Annotated in this window: 16 protein-coding genes and 3 pseudogenes; 6 read left to right on the top strand and 13 right to left on the bottom strand. The window is 53.6% G+C overall.

Annotation, left to right across the window (positions count from 1 at the left end; genetic code table 11):
• Nucleotides 1-98: 98 nt before the first annotated feature.
• Both QZ197_RS16125 and QZ197_RS16120 read left to right on the top strand, forming a co-directional pair.
• Nucleotides 99-778, top strand: a pseudogene (locus QZ197_RS16125) (UxaA family hydrolase); the annotation flags it as partial.
• A gap of 90 nt (nucleotides 779-868) precedes the next feature.
• Nucleotides 869-1,597: a UxaA family hydrolase gene (locus tag QZ197_RS16120; protein WP_363157888.1), complete on the top strand. Its 729-nt coding sequence runs from the start codon at nucleotides 869-871 to the stop codon at nucleotides 1,595-1,597.
• 24 nt (nucleotides 1,598-1,621) lie between these two features.
• On the opposite strand, the gene QZ197_RS09525 is transcribed toward QZ197_RS16120, so the two are convergent.
• From QZ197_RS09525 to QZ197_RS09510, 4 genes are all read right to left on the bottom strand, one after another.
• Nucleotides 1,622-2,899 carry a TRAP transporter large permease gene (locus QZ197_RS09525; RefSeq protein ID WP_296431671.1) on the bottom strand — a complete coding sequence of 426 codons (1,278 nt, stop codon included), beginning with the start codon at nucleotides 2,897-2,899 and terminating at the stop codon, nucleotides 1,622-1,624.
• A gap of 1 nt (nucleotide 2,900) precedes the next feature.
• Nucleotides 2,901-3,431 (bottom strand): TRAP transporter small permease, encoded by a 531-nt coding sequence (locus QZ197_RS09520; protein ID WP_296431670.1) that lies wholly within the window; start codon nucleotides 3,429-3,431, stop codon nucleotides 2,901-2,903.
• An 82-nt stretch (nucleotides 3,432-3,513) separates the two neighbouring features.
• Complete coding sequence (locus QZ197_RS09515; RefSeq protein WP_296431669.1) at nucleotides 3,514-4,497, bottom strand: TRAP transporter substrate-binding protein; 984 nt, start codon at nucleotides 4,495-4,497, stop codon at nucleotides 3,514-3,516.
• Nucleotides 4,498-4,615: 118 nt separating this feature from the next.
• On the bottom strand, nucleotides 4,616-5,134 hold the full coding sequence (locus tag QZ197_RS09510; protein WP_296431668.1) for a redoxin domain-containing protein: 519 nt from the start codon (nucleotides 5,132-5,134) through the stop codon (nucleotides 4,616-4,618).
• A gap of 158 nt (nucleotides 5,135-5,292) precedes the next feature.
• Between QZ197_RS09510 and QZ197_RS09505 the strand changes: the two genes are divergently transcribed.
• On the top strand, nucleotides 5,293-5,709 hold the full coding sequence (locus tag QZ197_RS09505; protein ID WP_296431674.1) for a heme-binding protein: 417 nt from the start codon (nucleotides 5,293-5,295) through the stop codon (nucleotides 5,707-5,709).
• A gap of 38 nt (nucleotides 5,710-5,747) precedes the next feature.
• Here QZ197_RS09505 and QZ197_RS16115 read toward each other — a convergent pair.
• The 6 genes and pseudogenes from QZ197_RS16115 to QZ197_RS09470 all read right to left on the bottom strand — a co-directional run.
• Nucleotides 5,748-6,638 (bottom strand): annotated as a pseudogene (locus QZ197_RS16115) (NAD(P)-dependent oxidoreductase); the annotation flags it as partial.
• A gap of 111 nt (nucleotides 6,639-6,749) precedes the next feature.
• On the bottom strand, nucleotides 6,750-7,898 hold the full coding sequence (gene uxuA, locus QZ197_RS09490) for a mannonate dehydratase (RefSeq protein ID WP_296431667.1): 1,149 nt from the start codon (nucleotides 7,896-7,898) through the stop codon (nucleotides 6,750-6,752).
• 4 nt (nucleotides 7,899-7,902) lie between these two features.
• Nucleotides 7,903-8,646 carry a ribonuclease activity regulator RraA gene (locus tag QZ197_RS09485; RefSeq protein WP_296431666.1) on the bottom strand — a complete coding sequence of 248 codons (744 nt, stop codon included), beginning with the start codon at nucleotides 8,644-8,646 and terminating at the stop codon, nucleotides 7,903-7,905.
• 14 nt (nucleotides 8,647-8,660) lie between these two features.
• Nucleotides 8,661-9,560, bottom strand: coding sequence for a sugar kinase (locus tag QZ197_RS09480; RefSeq protein WP_296431665.1), 900 nt, complete (start codon nucleotides 9,558-9,560; stop codon nucleotides 8,661-8,663).
• Between the two features lie 9 nt (nucleotides 9,561-9,569).
• Complete coding sequence (locus QZ197_RS09475; protein WP_296431664.1) at nucleotides 9,570-9,881, bottom strand: cupin domain-containing protein; 312 nt, start codon at nucleotides 9,879-9,881, stop codon at nucleotides 9,570-9,572.
• A 21-nt stretch (nucleotides 9,882-9,902) separates the two neighbouring features.
• Nucleotides 9,903-10,646, bottom strand: a complete 744-nt coding sequence (locus QZ197_RS09470; RefSeq protein WP_296431663.1) for a glucose 1-dehydrogenase — start codon at nucleotides 10,644-10,646, stop codon at nucleotides 9,903-9,905.
• 303 nt (nucleotides 10,647-10,949) lie between these two features.
• On the opposite strand from QZ197_RS09470, the gene QZ197_RS09465 reads away from it, so the two are divergent.
• Nucleotides 10,950-11,648: a GntR family transcriptional regulator gene (locus QZ197_RS09465; RefSeq protein ID WP_296431662.1), complete on the top strand. Its 699-nt coding sequence runs from the start codon at nucleotides 10,950-10,952 to the stop codon at nucleotides 11,646-11,648.
• A 293-nt stretch (nucleotides 11,649-11,941) separates the two neighbouring features.
• Nucleotides 11,942-12,979 carry an IS110 family transposase gene (locus QZ197_RS09460; RefSeq protein ID WP_296431661.1) on the top strand — a complete coding sequence of 346 codons (1,038 nt, stop codon included), beginning with the start codon at nucleotides 11,942-11,944 and terminating at the stop codon, nucleotides 12,977-12,979.
• Between the two features lie 220 nt (nucleotides 12,980-13,199).
• Here the strand turns inward: QZ197_RS09460 and QZ197_RS09455 are convergent, their stop codons facing one another.
• Nucleotides 13,200-14,054 (bottom strand): shikimate dehydrogenase, encoded by an 855-nt coding sequence (locus tag QZ197_RS09455; protein WP_296431672.1) that lies wholly within the window; start codon nucleotides 14,052-14,054, stop codon nucleotides 13,200-13,202.
• Nucleotides 14,055-14,601: 547 nt separating this feature from the next.
• Here QZ197_RS09455 and QZ197_RS09450 point away from each other — a divergent pair.
• A complete protein-coding gene (locus QZ197_RS09450; RefSeq protein ID WP_296431660.1) occupies nucleotides 14,602-15,366 on the top strand; it encodes an SDR family oxidoreductase in 765 nt (254 codons plus the stop codon).
• Here QZ197_RS09450 and QZ197_RS09445 read toward each other — a convergent pair.
• Entirely contained in the window at nucleotides 15,363-16,097 is a 735-nt protein-coding gene (locus QZ197_RS09445; RefSeq protein ID WP_296431659.1) for an SDR family NAD(P)-dependent oxidoreductase, read from the bottom strand. The genes QZ197_RS09450 and QZ197_RS09445 overlap by 4 nt on opposite strands.
• Before the next feature lie 3 nt (nucleotides 16,098-16,100).
• Nucleotides 16,101-16,222 (bottom strand): annotated as a pseudogene (locus QZ197_RS09440) (3-oxoacyl-ACP reductase); the annotation flags it as partial.

Here is a 16,222-nt window from a genome sequence, read left to right as displayed (position 1 = left end):
TTGACCAATGACGCTCACTTTAGAGATCTCGTAACAAAAGCTTATGTGAGCCTTTCTGATTCAGGAACCAAACGTGCGGTGCGGGCGGTTCTCGTCCAATGAAACACTTGGTTCTAAACGATCAGGACAATGTCGTGGTTTTGACTGAACAGGCAGACACGGGCGCGATCGTTGTGCCAAACGGTGTGCCTTTGGTCCGCTCTGTCTTGCGTGGCCACAAGATTGGGCGCCAACATATCGCCAAAGGCGATGCGATCTATAAATTCGGTTATGTCATCGGCTTCGCAACCCAAGGTATTGCCCTTGGTGAGCATGTGCATTCGCACAATTGTGCCTTTGGGGCGCATCCCCATAGCGCAGAGCATGGTCAACATCTTGCATCTGCACAGGCCGCTATCCCCAAGGTGAAACCACGCACGTTTGACGGTTACGCGCGCGCAGACGGGCAAGTTGGGACGCGCAATATGATCGCTTTGATCGCGACGGTGAACTGCTCTGCCACCGTGATCCGCAAAGCCGCAGACATCGCCGCAACCTCAGGCATGCTTGACGCTTACCCAAACGTTGATGGCATAGTCGCGCTGGCCCACGGCAGCGGATGTGGAATGGATACAAGCGGGCGCGGCGCGCAGGTACTTGAGAGGGTTCTTTGGGGCTATGCAACCCATCCAACATCGGCGCGGCCGTCTTCGCCGGCCTTGGCTGCGAGGTTATGCAAGTCGCCCGAATGAAACTGAAATTTGAGATTGGAAAGCATCAACAGTTTTATGGACTAACCATTCAAGACACCGGCGGAACCACGGCCACGATCAAAGACATTCTGCCAGAGGTTAACAATGCCAAACGCACAGCCCAGCCCTTAAGTGCCTTGAACGTTGCGCTGCAATGTGGTGGCTCGGACGGCTATTCTGGCATCACCGCCAACCCAGCATTGGGCGTCGCAAGCGATCTTGAGGTCGGCCACGGCGGTCGCGTCATTCTGGCTGAAACGCCTGAAATATACGGGGCGGAGCAACAGTTGCTTGATCGGGTTAATAATGTGGAAACGGGTGCCAAACTCGTTGCTCAACTTCGATGGTGGGAAGACTACACTTCCATGCATGGTGGCTCGTTGGACAATAACCCGACCCCGGGCAACAAGGCGGGCGGCTTGGCGACGATTTTGGAAAAATCTCTCGGCGCCGTTGCAAAATCCGGTTCAACTTCCTTGAATGAGGTCGTGGCCTATGGCCAGAAGCCGCGCAAAGCAGGGCTGATTTTCATGGATACGCCCGGATATGATCCGGTGTCTGTGACAGGCCAGATCGCAGGTGGTGCACAGATCGTTGTGTTCACAACAGGGCGTGGATCGGCATTTGGGTCCAAGCCCGCACCGACAATCAAACTCGCCACAAACGATCAACTATTAGCGAAAATGCCCGATGATATGGATATCAACTGCGGTGACATCGCCACCAATGGAGTGCCCCTTGCACAAAAAGGCGCGCAGATTCTTGACTATATTATCGAGACAGCCTCAGGCCGCGCGACCAAGAGCGAAACCTTGGGACTTGGCGACCACGAATTCGTCCCTTGGCAGCTTGGCGCAGTGATGTAGCGGCAGGGCCTCTGACCTCACCCTTTAAAATAGGGATGGAAGCCAAAGCGATACAGCAGGAACATACGTCACCAAGATCAGCGCACCCAAGATAGCCAGATAGAAGGGCCAAATGGATTTCAGCGCTTCTTCAATCTTGATCTTGCCAACTGCACAACCAACGAACAAGCACGTGCCGACAGGCGGCGTACACAGGCCAAGTCCAAGGTTCATCAGCATCATGATACCAAATTGCGTTGGATCCATGCCAAGGCCTTTGGCAATCGGCAAGAAAATCGGCGTACAGATCAGGATCAGCGCGGCCATGTCCATGATCATCCCGAGGATCAGCAGAATGACGTTAATCATTAGCAAAATGATGATAGGATTGTCAGAGATCGTGACCAGCGCATCGCTAAGGCGGGCCGGAACTTGGTATAGCGCCAACAGGTAGGCGAACGAGCTCGCGAAGGCGATGAGGATCATCACCATGGATGTTGTGCGCACAGTGCCGGTGATTGCCGTGATGAAGGATTTCCACGTCAGGCTGCGATAGAAGAACGTGGTTAGCAGGATCGCATAGATCGCGCCAAAGGCACCGGATTCAGTGACGGTAAAGACGCCGGATAGCGTCCCGCCAACAATGATAACGGCAGTCAGAAAACCGGGAATAGCATCGCCAGCCGTGCGGCCCACTTGCTTCCAACCGGGGAACGGCTCGGACGGGTAGTTATGTTTGACAGAAAGGATATAGGCCGCAATCGCGAGACTGAGACACATCAACATGCCCGGAATGACCCCAGCCAAGAACAGGCCAGACACCGAAATACCGCCGCCTGCCGCCACCGCGAAGATGATCATGTTGTGGCTGGGTGGAATGACGATACCGGCGATGGAGGAGGTGACAGTGACGTTCACCGCGAAATCAGGGCGATAGCCGCGTTCCTTCATCACAGGAACAAGGATGGACCCAAGCGCGGAGATATCTGCAACCGCAGAGCCGGAGATGCCACCAAACAACATAGACGAAAAAATGTTCACCATCGCAAGGCCGCCCTTGAGGTGACCCACCAAGGCGGAGGCAAGTTTGACGAGCCGCACCGCAATGCCGCCATGGAGCATGATTTCCCCCGCCAAAACAAAGAAGGGGATCGCGAGCAACGAAAAGACAGACACACCAGCAGTCGCACGCTGGAAGGTGATCAGCATTGGAAAGCCTTCGAACCAAAAGGCAGAAGCAGCGGCGAGGCCCATGGCAAAGGCAACAGGAATACCGATCACAACGCCCACTGCGAAAACGAGCATGAGGATAGCCAGGCCCATGTCAGGACTCCTGAAATTCTGGCGTCGGGAGCCACTGCGAAAAGGTCATTAGTCGGATGATACCGCGTGCGCCTGCGTTCAGCACAATCAGTGCGCCACACAGTGTGATCGCAAGTGTTCGGAAGCTCTCTGGAATGTTGAGCATCGGCAGGAATGAATCCCAGCCAAAGCGCATCAACTGGATGCCCGCGTAGCACATCACACCGCCAAAAGCGGCGAGAATAAAATCAATCATGACCATTATTATTTTCTGCACTCGCGTTGGCATCATATCCCGAAACAGGGAGACGCCAAGATGCGTGTCGTCTTTAACGCCAGACGCTGCACCTAGAAATGCGATGTAGCAAACTAACAAAAGCGCGAGCTGCTCTACCCATGTCGGGGTGAAGTTCAAAACGTAACGTCCGAACACCAGCCACCCGAAGGTCACGACGAGCACAACAAGTGCGAGCGAGGCTGTGAACATGCTGATCCATTGGATAATGCCAAGCACCTTTTCGGTGTAGGCTATAAGTGACTTGCGTTCAGTCATTTCTGCCTCGCGATAAACCAATGGAAAAAGGGTAAACGGCCCACGATGCGATGATCGCGGGCCGTTCAGATTTGCAGGTCGATTAACCGCCGTTGCGGATCATCTCGACCAATCCAGCCAAATCAGGGTTCGCCGCCAGGAACTTGTCGTAAACAGGGGCCATTGCTTCTTGGAATGGGCCTTTGTCTGCGATCTGGTTCACAATTGTACCGCCGTCTTGGACGATTTTCATGCTGGCTGCTTCACGTGCCTGCCACAGTTCACGCTGCAATTCGGCGCTATCACGACCGGCTTTCATCACGATGTCCTGCTGCTCTGGTGTCAACTTGTCCCAAGAAATTTTGCTCATGCACAGGCATTCAGGGATGATCAGGTGCTCTGTAAGTGAGTAAAACTTAGCAACTTCAAAGTGGCTTGTGGACTCGTAGGACGGTGGGTTGTTCTCTGCGCCATCGACAACACCGGTTTGGATTGACTGATAAACTTCAGCGAATGCCATTGGTGTCGCGTTGCCGTCCATGGATGCAACCATGTCAACAAACAGGTCATTGTTCATAACGCGGATCTTCAGGCCGGTTACATCAGCAGGCGTGTTGATCGGACGAACTGAATTGTAGAAAGAACGTGCACCAGCATCGTACCAACCAAGTGGAACAACACCGCGTTTGATCATGCCTTCGCCAATAGCGTCGCCAACTGCGCCGTCCATCAACTTATACATCTCAGGAATGCTACCAAAGATAAATGGCAAGGACACAACGTTGGCTTCTGGAACGGACGTGCCGAACGGGCCAAGGCTGAATTCACCAAAGTCGATGACACCAAGGCGAAGCTGTTCAATCGCGTCTGGCTGGCTGCCGAGAACGCCGTTGTGGAATGTTTTCGCTGTCAGTTCGCCGTTTGTGGCCGCTGAAATAGCATCCGCAAATGATTCCATCGCAATAGAGACTGGATAGTCTTCAACGTGGATGTTCCAGCCGCGAAGCTCTGCTGCGGAAACCGCTGACGCGGCAAGCGCCATGCAGCTACCAATAAGAGCGCTGCGCATTGTGACATTAAGGGTCATAATATCCTCCCAGATATATTGTAGTTTTTTTGACCGACAAGGTTGGTGAATCGGTCGATCTTAGAAACAAGTATACTAGTATTATAAGTAAGAACCAAAGTCAATCAAGCCTGTTGTTTCATACAGTGCCACGGTGCGGGCGGTCTTTGGTTTTGTTGAAAATCATACCATCCAGCAACTCGGCAAGCTCAGGACGGACGGCTGGGCCATTGGAGATCGCAACGACGATCTGGCTGCCATCTGCGCGCAAGACAAATATGCCAGGTTCGGCAAAGCGGCGATCTGTTTCTTCGGGTGACATCGGCTCGGTCACGTAAACACCTAATGTGGCCATTTGGACTTCGCTCAGATCATAGCCCAGATCGAAACCCCAACCGAATTCTGCTTGATCAGCTTGCGCTTTTTCTTGGGAATCTGCTGAAACCACGGCAATATCGAAACCAGCATCAGCCCAATCGGACCGCATCTCGTTCAGAATGTTGAGGTATTTCTTGCAGCGTGGGCAGTGCTTGCCACGGTAAACAACAAGAAGCGTCCAGTTGTCCTTATGGCCCCCAACAGTCATCTGACCGCCGTCAACCGTTGGAAACGTCATGGGTTTCAAGATACTACCGGGGATGGGTTTGGGCGTTGGCATTTCTGGCTCCTGCTTGTGTGGAATGAGAACACGGGCGTCGTGAAATTCTTTATCTATGCTACTAGGATACCAGATGGTTATCTAGTATGAATTATACGCAAGACGCGCCTTTATTGCGCCTTAGCTTCTTAGCAATGCCCTATGACAGGAATGATCTGATGTTCTCACTTCAAAGGCTCGACAGTGCCGATGCCACCCGAATCTTAGAAGGCGCACGACTCAAAGCCGAGGAGCTAGGCGTTGCAATGTGCATCGCTATAACTGACGAAAGCTGTAATTTGCTCGCCTTCCTGCGGATGGATGGCAGTAAGATCCCAAGCATCACACTGGCCATCGATAAAAGCTACACCGCATCAGGAACGCGCAAGCCGACGCATGACCTTGCCGAAGCAAGCATGCCGGGCAATCCGGTTTACGGTCTGACCTCAACGGTAGGTGGCAGAATGGTGGTCATCGCGGGTGGAGTGCCGATTTTTGCGGGCGACGAGGTAATTGGCGGGATTGGCGTAAGCTCAGGCACCCCCGCGCAAGACTTGGTCGTTGCACAGGCTGGCGTGCAAGCGTTTGATGCGTAGCACTGAAGGGTCGTGCTCCGCTGTCTTTAGCGATGTGCTCAGCTCTTGAGCGTCATGAAGTAATCAAAGATTTCAGGCACGTTGCCTTGGCTCAAACCCGCATCAACAGCCGCTTGAAGGTTATGCGATGTGCCCTCAGCGATTTCGGAACGCGTGCCCATGTCCGCGACCATCTTAAGGAAATAACCGAGATCTTTGTTCGCATTGGCGATGGAAAAACCCAGATCGCTGACATCATCGACGGCGTATTTCTTGCAAAACCCCATGAACGGTGAATTGGACGGCCCCGTTGACATAATATCAAAGAGTTGCTGGCGATCTATCCCTGCGCGATCTGCAACGGCGAAGGCTTGGCTCATGGCGCTGACGGTGGTCATGCCCATGAAGTTGTTGATCAGCTTTGTCGTATGTCCCGCACCCAGCGCACCGAGGTAGAAGATATTTTCGCCAAGTATGTCGAGCGTTGGTTTAACCGTCTCAAACGTATCTTTGTCACCCGCCGCCATGATGTTGAGCAGACCATCCTTTGCGTGCGCCGGTGTTCGGCCAAGCGGCGCATCAATCATGCCTGCGCCCTTTGCGGCAAGATCAGCCCCGATTTTCTGGGTTGAGGTTGGGATAGATGTGCCAAAATCAATCACAACCGCGCCAGATTTGATCCCTGCAAGAATGCCGTCATCACCGTAGATCAGACCCTCGACAACGTCCGATGTCGTAACGCAAAGCATGATAATGTCGCATTGCTCGGCCATGTCCTTGGGCGATGTCGCAACTTTCGCGCCGCGCGCAACAACCGTCTCAAGCACATCTTTCTTGCGCCCCATGACGACTGGTTCAAACCCGTTTTTTTGCAGGCATTCCACCATATTACCGCCCATAAGGCCGAGTCCGATGAAACCGATAACGGGATTTTCCATGTCTTTGCTCCTGAGCGAATGTCTTGTTTCAACTCAAGAGGCTAAGGCATTAAAGACTAGTATACCAGAGTATTCGGAAAATCTGTGGGAAATTTTATCTGCGATCTTGCGTTAGCGCAGATATCAACTGAGCGCGCAGATAACGCCGCGAAGTTCCGCCAAACCGCGCAAACGACCGATCAACGTGTAGCCCGGCTGGGTTTGTGTTTGTGCATCGCTCAACAACGCATGCCCGTGATCGGCGCGAAACGGCAGATCAACATCGCGACGGCTTTCCACTTCGAGAAGTTCGTTAATCACCGCGACAAGATCAACATCGCCGTTCAAATGGGCCGCTTCACTAAATGATCCATCCACTGACTTGGTTACATTGCGCAAATGCACGAAATGGATTCGATCCGCACAGGCGCGCGCAATCGCGGGCAGGTCATTTCCTGCACCCGAGCCGAGCGAACCAGTACAAAGCGTCAGACCATTCGCACCCTCATCAACCGCTTGCAAGATCAGGCGAATGTCCTCTTGGTTGGACACGATGCGCGGCAAGCCCAAAATATCGCGCGGCGGATCATCGGGATGGATACACATATTAATCCCAAGGTCTGCGGCCGTCGGTATGACCTCTTTCAGGAAGCGCGTAAGGTTGGTCCTCAAATCAGCATGTGTAAGCCCGTCATAGGTTTTCAAAACATCGCGCAAACCGTTGACGTCGTAGCGATCATAGGCGCCGGGCAGGCCGGACATAATTGCATGTAACAGTTTTGCGCGCTTAGCCTCGCTTGATTGTGCAAACCAAGCGTCCCCCGCAGCAATTGCGTCTGAATGATATTCACCGCGCGCCGCCTCGTGCCCGAGTATATGAACCTCAAAGGCGGCCATTCTTGCCGCTGAGAAATGCAAACAGGTGCCACCGCGAGCCATTGGCGCGGCAAGGTCTGTGCGCGTCCAATCTAGGATTGGCATGAAATTATAGCAAACCGTTTTGATGCCCTCGGCGGCAAGATTGGCAAGGGATTGGCGGTAGTTGGCGAACAGCGTGCTCAGATCACCACTGCCGCGCTTGATATCTTCATGCACAGGCAGGCTTTCCACAACGTCCCAGGTAAATCCAGCCGCCGAAATCTCGCTGTGACGCTTAAAAATTGCATCGCGCGGCCAGACCTCACCATATGGAACTGCGTGCAGCGCGCTGACGATTCCTTGCGCACCCGTCTGTGCCACCTGATCCAAGGGGATCGGGTCAAATTCACCAAACCAACGCCATGTCTCACGCATGTTATTAATCCTTATTGCCCGTGCGCCATGCGGCGAAGCGGGTTGATGTTTCTGGATCGGTTGGCGGGTAAAGGCCACGGATGGACACCCCGTTTAGAACCTCTTGCAAGACGAACTCTTCAAATAGCTCCATCTCAACACTTTCCTGTGCCAATTCATCCGCGAGGTGGCGTGGAATGATCATCACGCCGTCACCATCCCCAAGCACGATATCGCCTGGATAAACCGCGACGCCGCCACAGGCGATGGGCAGTCCGATATCAACGGCGTGATGTTTGGTCAGGTTTGTGGGTGCCGAAGGCTTGGCCGCAAAGACGGGCATCTTGAGCGCGGCTGCCCCCGCCGCATCTCGAATTCCGCCGTCCAAGACGACACCCGCGCCGCCGCGTACTTGCAAGCGAGTGAGAAGAATTGATCCTGCGGACGCGGCTGACGCATCGCCGCGACAATCCATCACCAAGACAGCGCCTTCGGGACATTCCTCAATCGCGACACGTTGCGGGTGATCCGGTTCGCGGAACGCGACAATCGGATCAGTGTCAGGGCGGGCGGGAATATAGCGCAGGGTATAAGCAGGGCCGACCATCTGCACCGTACCCGCGCCAAGGGGCGCGACACCCTGAACATAGGCATTTTGATAGCCGCGTTTGTAAAGCAGCGTTGCGATTGTCGCCGTGCTGGCCCCTTTCAAAAGCTGGAGCGTGTCAGCCCCTAGCGTGATGTTTTCTGCGGTTTCAGGATTTGGCATCTGAGGCTGTTCCCTTAATTTGACGTGACAGACACCAGTGCCCCACGGGCTTGGACCACTGCTCCGGACAATTTACAGGCTTCTGCAATATCATCTTGCAAGGACGTACCTTCCCCCAAGCCAGCAAGAATGACCGCATTAAAGCTATCGCCGGCCGCAGTTGTGTCGATGACATTGGCAACGGGTGGCACCACATGCGTGCCCTCGCCATCAGGACTGACGTAATAAATGTCATCAGATCCGTTTTTCACAACAACCGTGCTGGCGCCCGCAGCAAGATATCGATCAGCCGTTGCTTTCGGGTCAGCATCTTTAAACCACGTAGCTTCATCCTCGAACGACGGAAGAACAACATCGGACACCGCTGCCCCGGCCATGATGACTTGTAACATCGTGTCAGTGTCGTCCCAGAGGCGGAGCCGCAAATTTGGATCAAACGCGATGGTCTTTCCATCAGCACGACCTGCGCGCAACGCACAAAGAAGGGTGTCACGCCCGTCTGCATCCAAGATCGCCAATGTGATGCCAGAAAAATAAATCAGATCATGATCTTCAATCGCATGTTTCAAAGCGTTTGGATCGGACGCAAGACGCCGAGCCGCAGATTGCCCACGCCAATAAGAAAAACTGCGTTCCCCGTTCTCAAGTGAAATCAGGTATAAACCAACCGTTCTGTCAGGCACATCAACAACATGCGCGGCGCTGATATTCGCGTCACTGATCGCGTCGCGCAATTTCTCAGATATCGCATCAGTGCCCAAACCTGTCAAAAACGACACGTCGATATCGCCATTGAACCGTTTCAAATACCACGCGGTATTGAACGTATCGCCCGCAAATTGAAGCCGAAATGTCCCGGCTTCATCTTGGGGCGACAATTCCCCCATGCATTCCCCGATCGAGAGAATTTTCATAATACCGACCTACAAAAAATCATCGCGGCGTGGCGTGAAACAATCGACCAATGTGCCCGGCTCCAAACACACACAACCATGGGTCATCTCGCTTGGGATAACAAAACTATCACCCGGTCCAACAACACGCTCCTCGTCGCCTAGAGTAAAGCGAAAGCGCCCTTTTTCAACGTAGGTCGATTGCACATGGGGATGCTTGTGCAACCCACCAATGGCCCCTGCCGCTCCAAACCGAAAAGCGACGACCATCATCTCAGGATGATCCGAAAGAACCTGTCTCGTTACGTTTTCACCTGTTGAAATCACGGGAAAATCCGTCATGCCATTTCCTCTCGATTGCGATTAACTGAACAGCATTCCGCCGTTAAGATCTATGTTTGTGCCCGTGATGAACGCACTATCGTCACACGCAAGGAACAGCACAAGATTTGCAGCATCCTCTACAGTGCCTTGGCGCTTCATAGGTGCGTTGGCTTCAAAGCCACGACGGCCTGCGTCCGGTGTGTGGATGTTGTGAAAATCGGTGTCAATCATACCTGGGCATAACGCGTTGACGCGAATATCAGGTCCAATTTCTTTGGCCAAACCGCGGGTCAATGTCATCACGGCCCCTTTCGAGGCTGCATACGCCGTTGAACCCGGGCCACCACCATCACGACCCGCTTGGCTGGCAAGGTTCACAATTGTCCCGGTTTTCATGTGGGCAAGGCAGCCTTTGGTCATCATGAATGTGCTGGTCAGGTTCAACGACATAACCGCATTCCAATGCTCAAGCTCCATATCGGCAATCTTTTTGCGCGCAATCAGCCCACCAGCGTTGTTGACTAGCACGTCGATACTGCCAAAAGCGTCCAATGTTTTTGAGATCAACGCATCAACATCAGTCTGCTTGTTTAAATCGCCTTGAACAGCAATCGCATTCCCACCAGCAGCTTTGATTGCGGCCACAGTCGAATCTGCCCCATCAGAGCTGGCAAAATAGTTGATCGCGACATTGGCACCCTCAGATGCGAGTTTGATCGCAGTTGCGCTGCCGATATCACGGCCACCGCCTGTGATGATTGCCGTTTTGCCTTTAAGCTTCATATTAAGTCTCCAACTTGATTTGCACTAAGGCTATTTTGATATTGAGCTGTAGCATTTGCCAATTTCCGCAGGGGACTTATGGATCTATTCAAACGTAACAAGCCTACTTCGAATTATATAAGACTAGAATACTAGTGAAAAATTATACATACCAGCTAAAAATTGCAGGAAAGCAGGCCGAGAGCCTGTCTTTCACTACGGTTCGCTCTTATAGAGCAAGCGTAACAAGGCCTTCGTGGCGAAACCTTTATTGTGGGACGAGCCCGTAAAAATTTCGGTACCATCTTATAAGGAGAGGATCACATGGGAAACACAGTCCGAACGACTGATCGGAGAACAAGTGTCGATGAGGTTTATGACTATCTTCATGAACAAATCACAACCTTGGGTCTACGTCCCGGTGATAAGATTTCAGAAGCAGACATGGCAACACGGTTTGGCATTTCGCGCCAGCCCGTGCGCGATGCGTTTAGCAGACTAGCTAACCTCGATTTATTGTTAATCCGCCCACAGCGCGCCACCGAGGTCAAAAGGTTTTCTATGCGCGAAATCGAAAAGTCGCGGTTTGTACGTGCGTCGATCGAAATGGAAGTCTTGCGTCGCGCTGCTGCGCGCTGCGATGCAAATGGTGCGGCACGTATGAACGCCGCGATCGAAGACCAAAGAAATGCCATTCAAGACCGCAATGTAGACGGGTTTGGTGCGCTGGATTATGAATTCCACAAGACGCTTTGTGAAATTGCTGGCGTCGATTTTGCGTTCGATGTGATAATGTCGGAGAAAGCAAAAGTTGACCGTTTGTGCCGGCTGGGCTTGTCCAAAGAACAACGCTTGCCAGACCTTATGGAAGATCACAAACGGATTGCTGATGCTATAAAAGCGCATGATGGAACCCAAGCTGTCGAGGCCGGAATGTTCCATCTCTCACGGCTGGATGAGACCATCGAAAGGATCACAGCAACAAATGCAAATTATTTTGAACCTGTTGATACCCTAACATAACTTCAACATTTATTCGTGCGTTCTTGGCACAGAGTGATAGCTATTCGACGCGTCGCTAGCCTCGAATTATATGTAATTCGGTTGAGGAAAACTTAGAGTTTGCATTCGGTGATTTCAAAATGAGCAACAGTGAAGGAAAATTGATCTTTAGAAGTTAGATCTATTATTTCTTGCCCCTCCCAGATGTCCCAGTGCCCGATACCAAGCACACGGCTTTGATGATGTAACCGCCCCCCGGCGGCATACGATGTGCCAAGGTGGGTCTGCAATGATCCACGAAAAGGAGAGCGGTCGTGTCGGATATTGTGACAGTCGGACTCGGTTTGGCGAAGAATGTATTCCAGGTGCATGGAGCTAACGGCCGAGGCCGCGCGGTTCTGCGCAAAAAGTTACGGCGAACGCAGGTTCTGGCGTTTTTCAGCCAGCTTCCGCGATGCTTGGTTGCGATGGAAGCGTGCGGCGGTGCCCATTTCTGGGGCCGTGAGATTGGTAAATTGGGTCACGAAGTACGACTGATTCCGCCCGCTTACGTCAAGCCCTTCGTTAAACGCCAGAAAAACGATGCAGCGGATGCTGAAGCTATTTGTGAAGCTGCGGTGCGCCCGTCGATGCGTTTCGTTCCGGTGAAGAGCGAAGATGTGCAGGGCGCAGCCATGGTTTTCCGGGTCCGGGAGTTACAGATCCGACAGGGCACTCAAGCGATCAATGCGCTACGCGGCCACCTGACAGAATTTAGTGAGGTGGTACCACAGGGAGCAGCGAACTTAGCACGCCTGAGTGCAATCATAGAGGATCCGGCAAGCGGCTTGCCCGAGGAAGCCCGGGCAACATTGCTGATCCTGATCGAGACGAAGATCCGCCTGGACGATCAGATCGCCAAGCTCAACGCCGAGATCAGTCAGCGTGCCAAAGAGAATGAGGTGGCGCGCAGACTGATGACGATCCCGGGGATCGGACCGATGATTGCCACAGCTCTGGTTGCCCTCGCGCCTCCTCCCGAGACCTTCCGCAGAGGGCGCGATTTTGCAACTCGGCTCGGGCTTGTGCCGCGACAACATTCGACAGGCGGCAAGCAGCGGCTCGGGGCGACGACGAAAATGGGAGAGCGATCTTTGCGACGATTGCTGATTATCGGTGCCAACAGCGTCATCATAAAGCGGCATGTCCATCCAATGGCCGGATCGGGCACTTGGCTGGGAGGGTTGCTTTTGCGCAAGCCGCCGATGCTTGTGCGGGTGGCGCTGGCGAACAAGTTGGCGCGGATTTTCTGGGCGCTCATGGTTAAAAAGGAAGGTTACAGAGCTCCGGCTGCGGTGGCGCAAGCCGACTGACAGCCGCGAGATACTTTGTTGCGCTATTGGCGCAGTCCTTCAGATGCCATGAGCAGTGATTGCGACCAAAATATTGCAGTCGACATTTATGCTACCGCCTGAATACTAATTTAATTGTCGGACGTTTGTCGGGCGACGTCAAAAGGCTACAAGAAAAGCCACATCTGCAAAACCAAATATTTCAAAAAAAGCTGGTTCAGCTGGCCATGTCAGGAAGTCCTTAGCTCGGAAGATGTCCTTGAATAGCGATCCTGAGCGCGGCGTGGTCGATTTCGATGCCGGTGAAGATTTTCCAAGCATCAACCCCCTGACCAAAAAACAACTCGTAGCCTGAAATCACAGTGAGACCTGCGCGCTGTGCATCTTGCAAAAATTGCGTGTCGACGGGCGTATAGACCGCGTCAAAAACCCACGCGGCCCCTTGCATTGCATCATCAGGCAATGGCGATCCACCGATTCCAACCATTCCCAAAGGGGTGCAATTGATGATCCCGTCCGCACCGTCCACGGCGGCAACCGCATCCCCAAACACCTCGATCCGCGTTTGCGACCCGAGTGCCACCAGCGTATCTGCAAGGCTGGCTGCTTTGGCGGGATCAAGATCGACGCAATGGATCGCCTGTGCGCCCAATCCAATCAGGCCAAAGGCAACCGCTTTGCCAACGCCGCCGGTCCCAATCAGACAGACAACTCCCAGTTGCTCGGTGCCGCGCACCGACCGGTATGCATTCATGAAACCGGTATAGTCGGTGTTGAACCCTTTAGGTCCATCAGAATCAAACACGACCGTATTGACGGCTCCGATACCACGCAAAAGCGGGTCAGACACAGTCACTTTCGATGTCACAACCTCCTTGTAGGGGTAGGTGATGTTGATGCCGCGGAAGCCAGATGCGCGCGCCAGCTCAAAGACCTCGTCGAACGACAGCCCCATGTCTTTCGGGATCAGCCGGTCATAGGTCACGTCAAGACCTGTCAGCTGCCCCGCCGTGCGGTGCAGTCGCGGGGACTTTGATTGTATGATGTTGTCACCGATTAGTCCCAGTTTGACGGAGTTGGTTGCCGCGGCTGTAATGGTGCTGTCCTTCCAAAAGGGCGATTTTTCATCGCGATCCAAAGCGGTATCTGGCTGACAAAAGCAGGATCAGCGGGTTGGTGATCGTCGCAAACGACGTCAAGATGCGGTCGATCTTTTGACGGACCGATTTCATATCAACTTTCTGCAATTGTTGGAGCGCCTCGGAGACGCCGCCCATATAGATGCCTGCGAAGGCTCCTCGCCCAACAAGCAGCTGCGGATGGGTAAAGACAGTCAGCTTTGCGAGGATGGTTTATATGTCCTTCGTTAAGGTTTTTGGAACCAAAGGCATCTTAAACTAAGAGAGAGTTTGGCTCATCTGATTGTCTACTTTATGCGGCGCGCGGCCTGTGATGCAAGCGTCGCATTTTGAGGGTCTTTCGTTTGATCCTTTCTCGTTGCAGTAGAATGATTTTGTCGCGCCCGAAGTAGACGTTGGCTCCGTTCGATGTCAGATCAGGACATCGAAGAAATTAACAACCGCCTCAACAACACGCCCTGTAAATGTCTCGGACAGCGCGCGCGAAAACAAGAAAGTTCTCCTATGCAGAAAATCGCAGTCGTCACAGGCGGAAGTACCGGCATCGGGCACCATTTGGTCGGCGCGCTTGCACAGGCTGGATATCGCGTCGCTTTCAATTATAGGTCATCGCCCACACCAGCGCAGGAGCTGGCGAAAAACCTCAAGAAACAGGGTTTTGAGGTCGAAGCGTATCAATGCGATGTTGGTGCCGAAGCAGATGTTGCAGAATTTTATGCGTCTGTTGCAAAAGACTTTGGCCGTGCGCCTGATCTTTTGGTGAACAATGCGGGCATCCAGACGTGGTCCCCGCTACTGGACCTTAAGGTAAGCGATTGGGACAATGTTATCCGCACCAATCTGCGCGGTTGTTTCTTGAACACTCAGATCGCCGCCCGCTTGATGGTTGCGGATGAGGTCAAAGGGACGATCATTAACCTCGGATCTGGCTGCAACAAACTCGCGTTTCCAAACCTTGTGGACTACACGGCGTCAAAGGGCGGGATCGAGCAGTTTACCAAGGTGTCAGCCGCTGAACTTGGGGCCTACGGCATTCGCGTGAACTGCGTTGCACCCGGCGCGATCGAGACGGACCGCACCAACGACGAGGACGAAGACTACGCCGATCAATGGGCCGAACTGACCCCACTGCGCCGCGTCGGCACCCCTGCTGATTTGGTCGGGCCAATTTTGTTTCTGGCGTCCGACGAAGCGGCGTTTGTGACAGGTCAAACCCTATGGGTTGATGGCGGCGTCTTTTCCCAAGCGGTTTGGCCAAAGGGCGCTTAGTAAGTCGCGCGCCCCCCTGACAGATCGAACACAGCGCCGGTGGTGAAGCTATTTTCAGGCGACACGGCCCAGACGATCATTTCGGCGGCTTCTTTGACTTCCAAGAACCGGCCGCGCGGGATTTTCGACAACATATAGTCGATGTGTTCCGCGCTCATCTGGTCAAAGATACGCGTGCGAGCGGCGGCAGGTGTGACGCAGTTCACCGCGATGTCAATGTCTGCCAATTCCTTGCCCAACGATTTGGTCAGGCCAATCACCGCGGCCTTAGACGCAGAGTATGCAGAAGCGTTCGGGTTGCCCTCTTTGCCCGCGATGGACGCGATGTTCAGGATGCGGCCATAGCCCTGCGCCTTCATCCCTGGCACGCAAACGCGGTTCACGTAAAAGGTGCCGTTCAAGTTGATGTCGATCACTTGATGCCATGCGTCGACGTCATAGGTTTCAACAGGCGCGTTCGGTCCCGCTATTCCTGCGCTATTCACAAGGATCGTCGGCACGCCGAGTTGTTCGCACGTGGCCGCGTGTGCCGCTTCGACCGAAGCAAGATCGGTGATGTCACAAGAAATCGCCGTGCCCGGTTTTGGCAGGCCCGCCAATGCGGTCGCGTGCGTCGGGTCAATGTCCCAGCCCGCGACACGTACACCGCGCGCGGCTAGGAGTGTTGAAACGGCGAGGCCAATGCCCTGTGCAGCTCCGGTGACGACGGCGACTTGGTCTTTCATTTGCATGGCTTAGCCCCTTCCGATGAAGGGCATGTTCGTTGCCATCACGGTCATAAATTGCACGTTCGCATCAAGTGGTAGCTGCGCCATGTGCACCACGGAACTGGCGATATGGGCGACGTCGATCACCG

Source organism: Yoonia sp. (assembly GCF_017854415.1).
In the GTDB taxonomy this organism is placed as follows: domain Bacteria; phylum Pseudomonadota; class Alphaproteobacteria; order Rhodobacterales; family Rhodobacteraceae; genus Yoonia.
The sequence above is the reverse complement of the archived record's forward strand: the minus strand, read 5'-3'. Positions and strand labels throughout refer to the sequence as shown.

Bases quoted from the DNA above. Each gene is read 5' to 3' on its own strand.
- QZ197_RS09525 (WP_296431671.1), bottom strand. From the start codon at position 2,899: ATGGGCCTGGCTATCCTCATGCTCGTTTTCGCAGTGGGCGTTGTGATC.
- QZ197_RS09520 (WP_296431670.1), bottom strand. From the start codon at position 3,431: ATGACTGAACGCAAGTCACTTATAGCCTACACCGAAAAGGTGCTTGGC.
- QZ197_RS09515 (WP_296431669.1), bottom strand. From the start codon at position 4,497: ATGACCCTTAATGTCACAATGCGCAGCGCTCTTATTGGTAGCTGCATG.
- QZ197_RS09510 (WP_296431668.1), bottom strand. From the start codon at position 5,134: ATGCCAACGCCCAAACCCATCCCCGGTAGTATCTTGAAACCCATGACG.
- QZ197_RS09505 (WP_296431674.1), top strand. From the start codon at position 5,293: ATGTTCTCACTTCAAAGGCTCGACAGTGCCGATGCCACCCGAATCTTA.
- uxuA (WP_296431667.1), bottom strand. From the start codon at position 7,898: ATGCGTGAGACATGGCGTTGGTTTGGTGAATTTGACCCGATCCCCTTG.
- QZ197_RS09485 (WP_296431666.1), bottom strand. From the start codon at position 8,646: ATGCCAAATCCTGAAACCGCAGAAAACATCACGCTAGGGGCTGACACG.
- QZ197_RS09480 (WP_296431665.1), bottom strand. From the start codon at position 9,560: ATGAAAATTCTCTCGATCGGGGAATGCATGGGGGAATTGTCGCCCCAA.
- QZ197_RS09475 (WP_296431664.1), bottom strand. From the start codon at position 9,881: ATGACGGATTTTCCCGTGATTTCAACAGGTGAAAACGTAACGAGACAG.
- QZ197_RS09470 (WP_296431663.1), bottom strand. From the start codon at position 10,646: ATGAAGCTTAAAGGCAAAACGGCAATCATCACAGGCGGTGGCCGTGAT.
- QZ197_RS09465 (WP_296431662.1), top strand. From the start codon at position 10,950: ATGGGAAACACAGTCCGAACGACTGATCGGAGAACAAGTGTCGATGAG.
- QZ197_RS09450 (WP_296431660.1), top strand. From the start codon at position 14,602: ATGCAGAAAATCGCAGTCGTCACAGGCGGAAGTACCGGCATCGGGCAC.
- QZ197_RS09445 (WP_296431659.1), bottom strand. From the start codon at position 16,097: ATGCAAATGAAAGACCAAGTCGCCGTCGTCACCGGAGCTGCACAGGGC.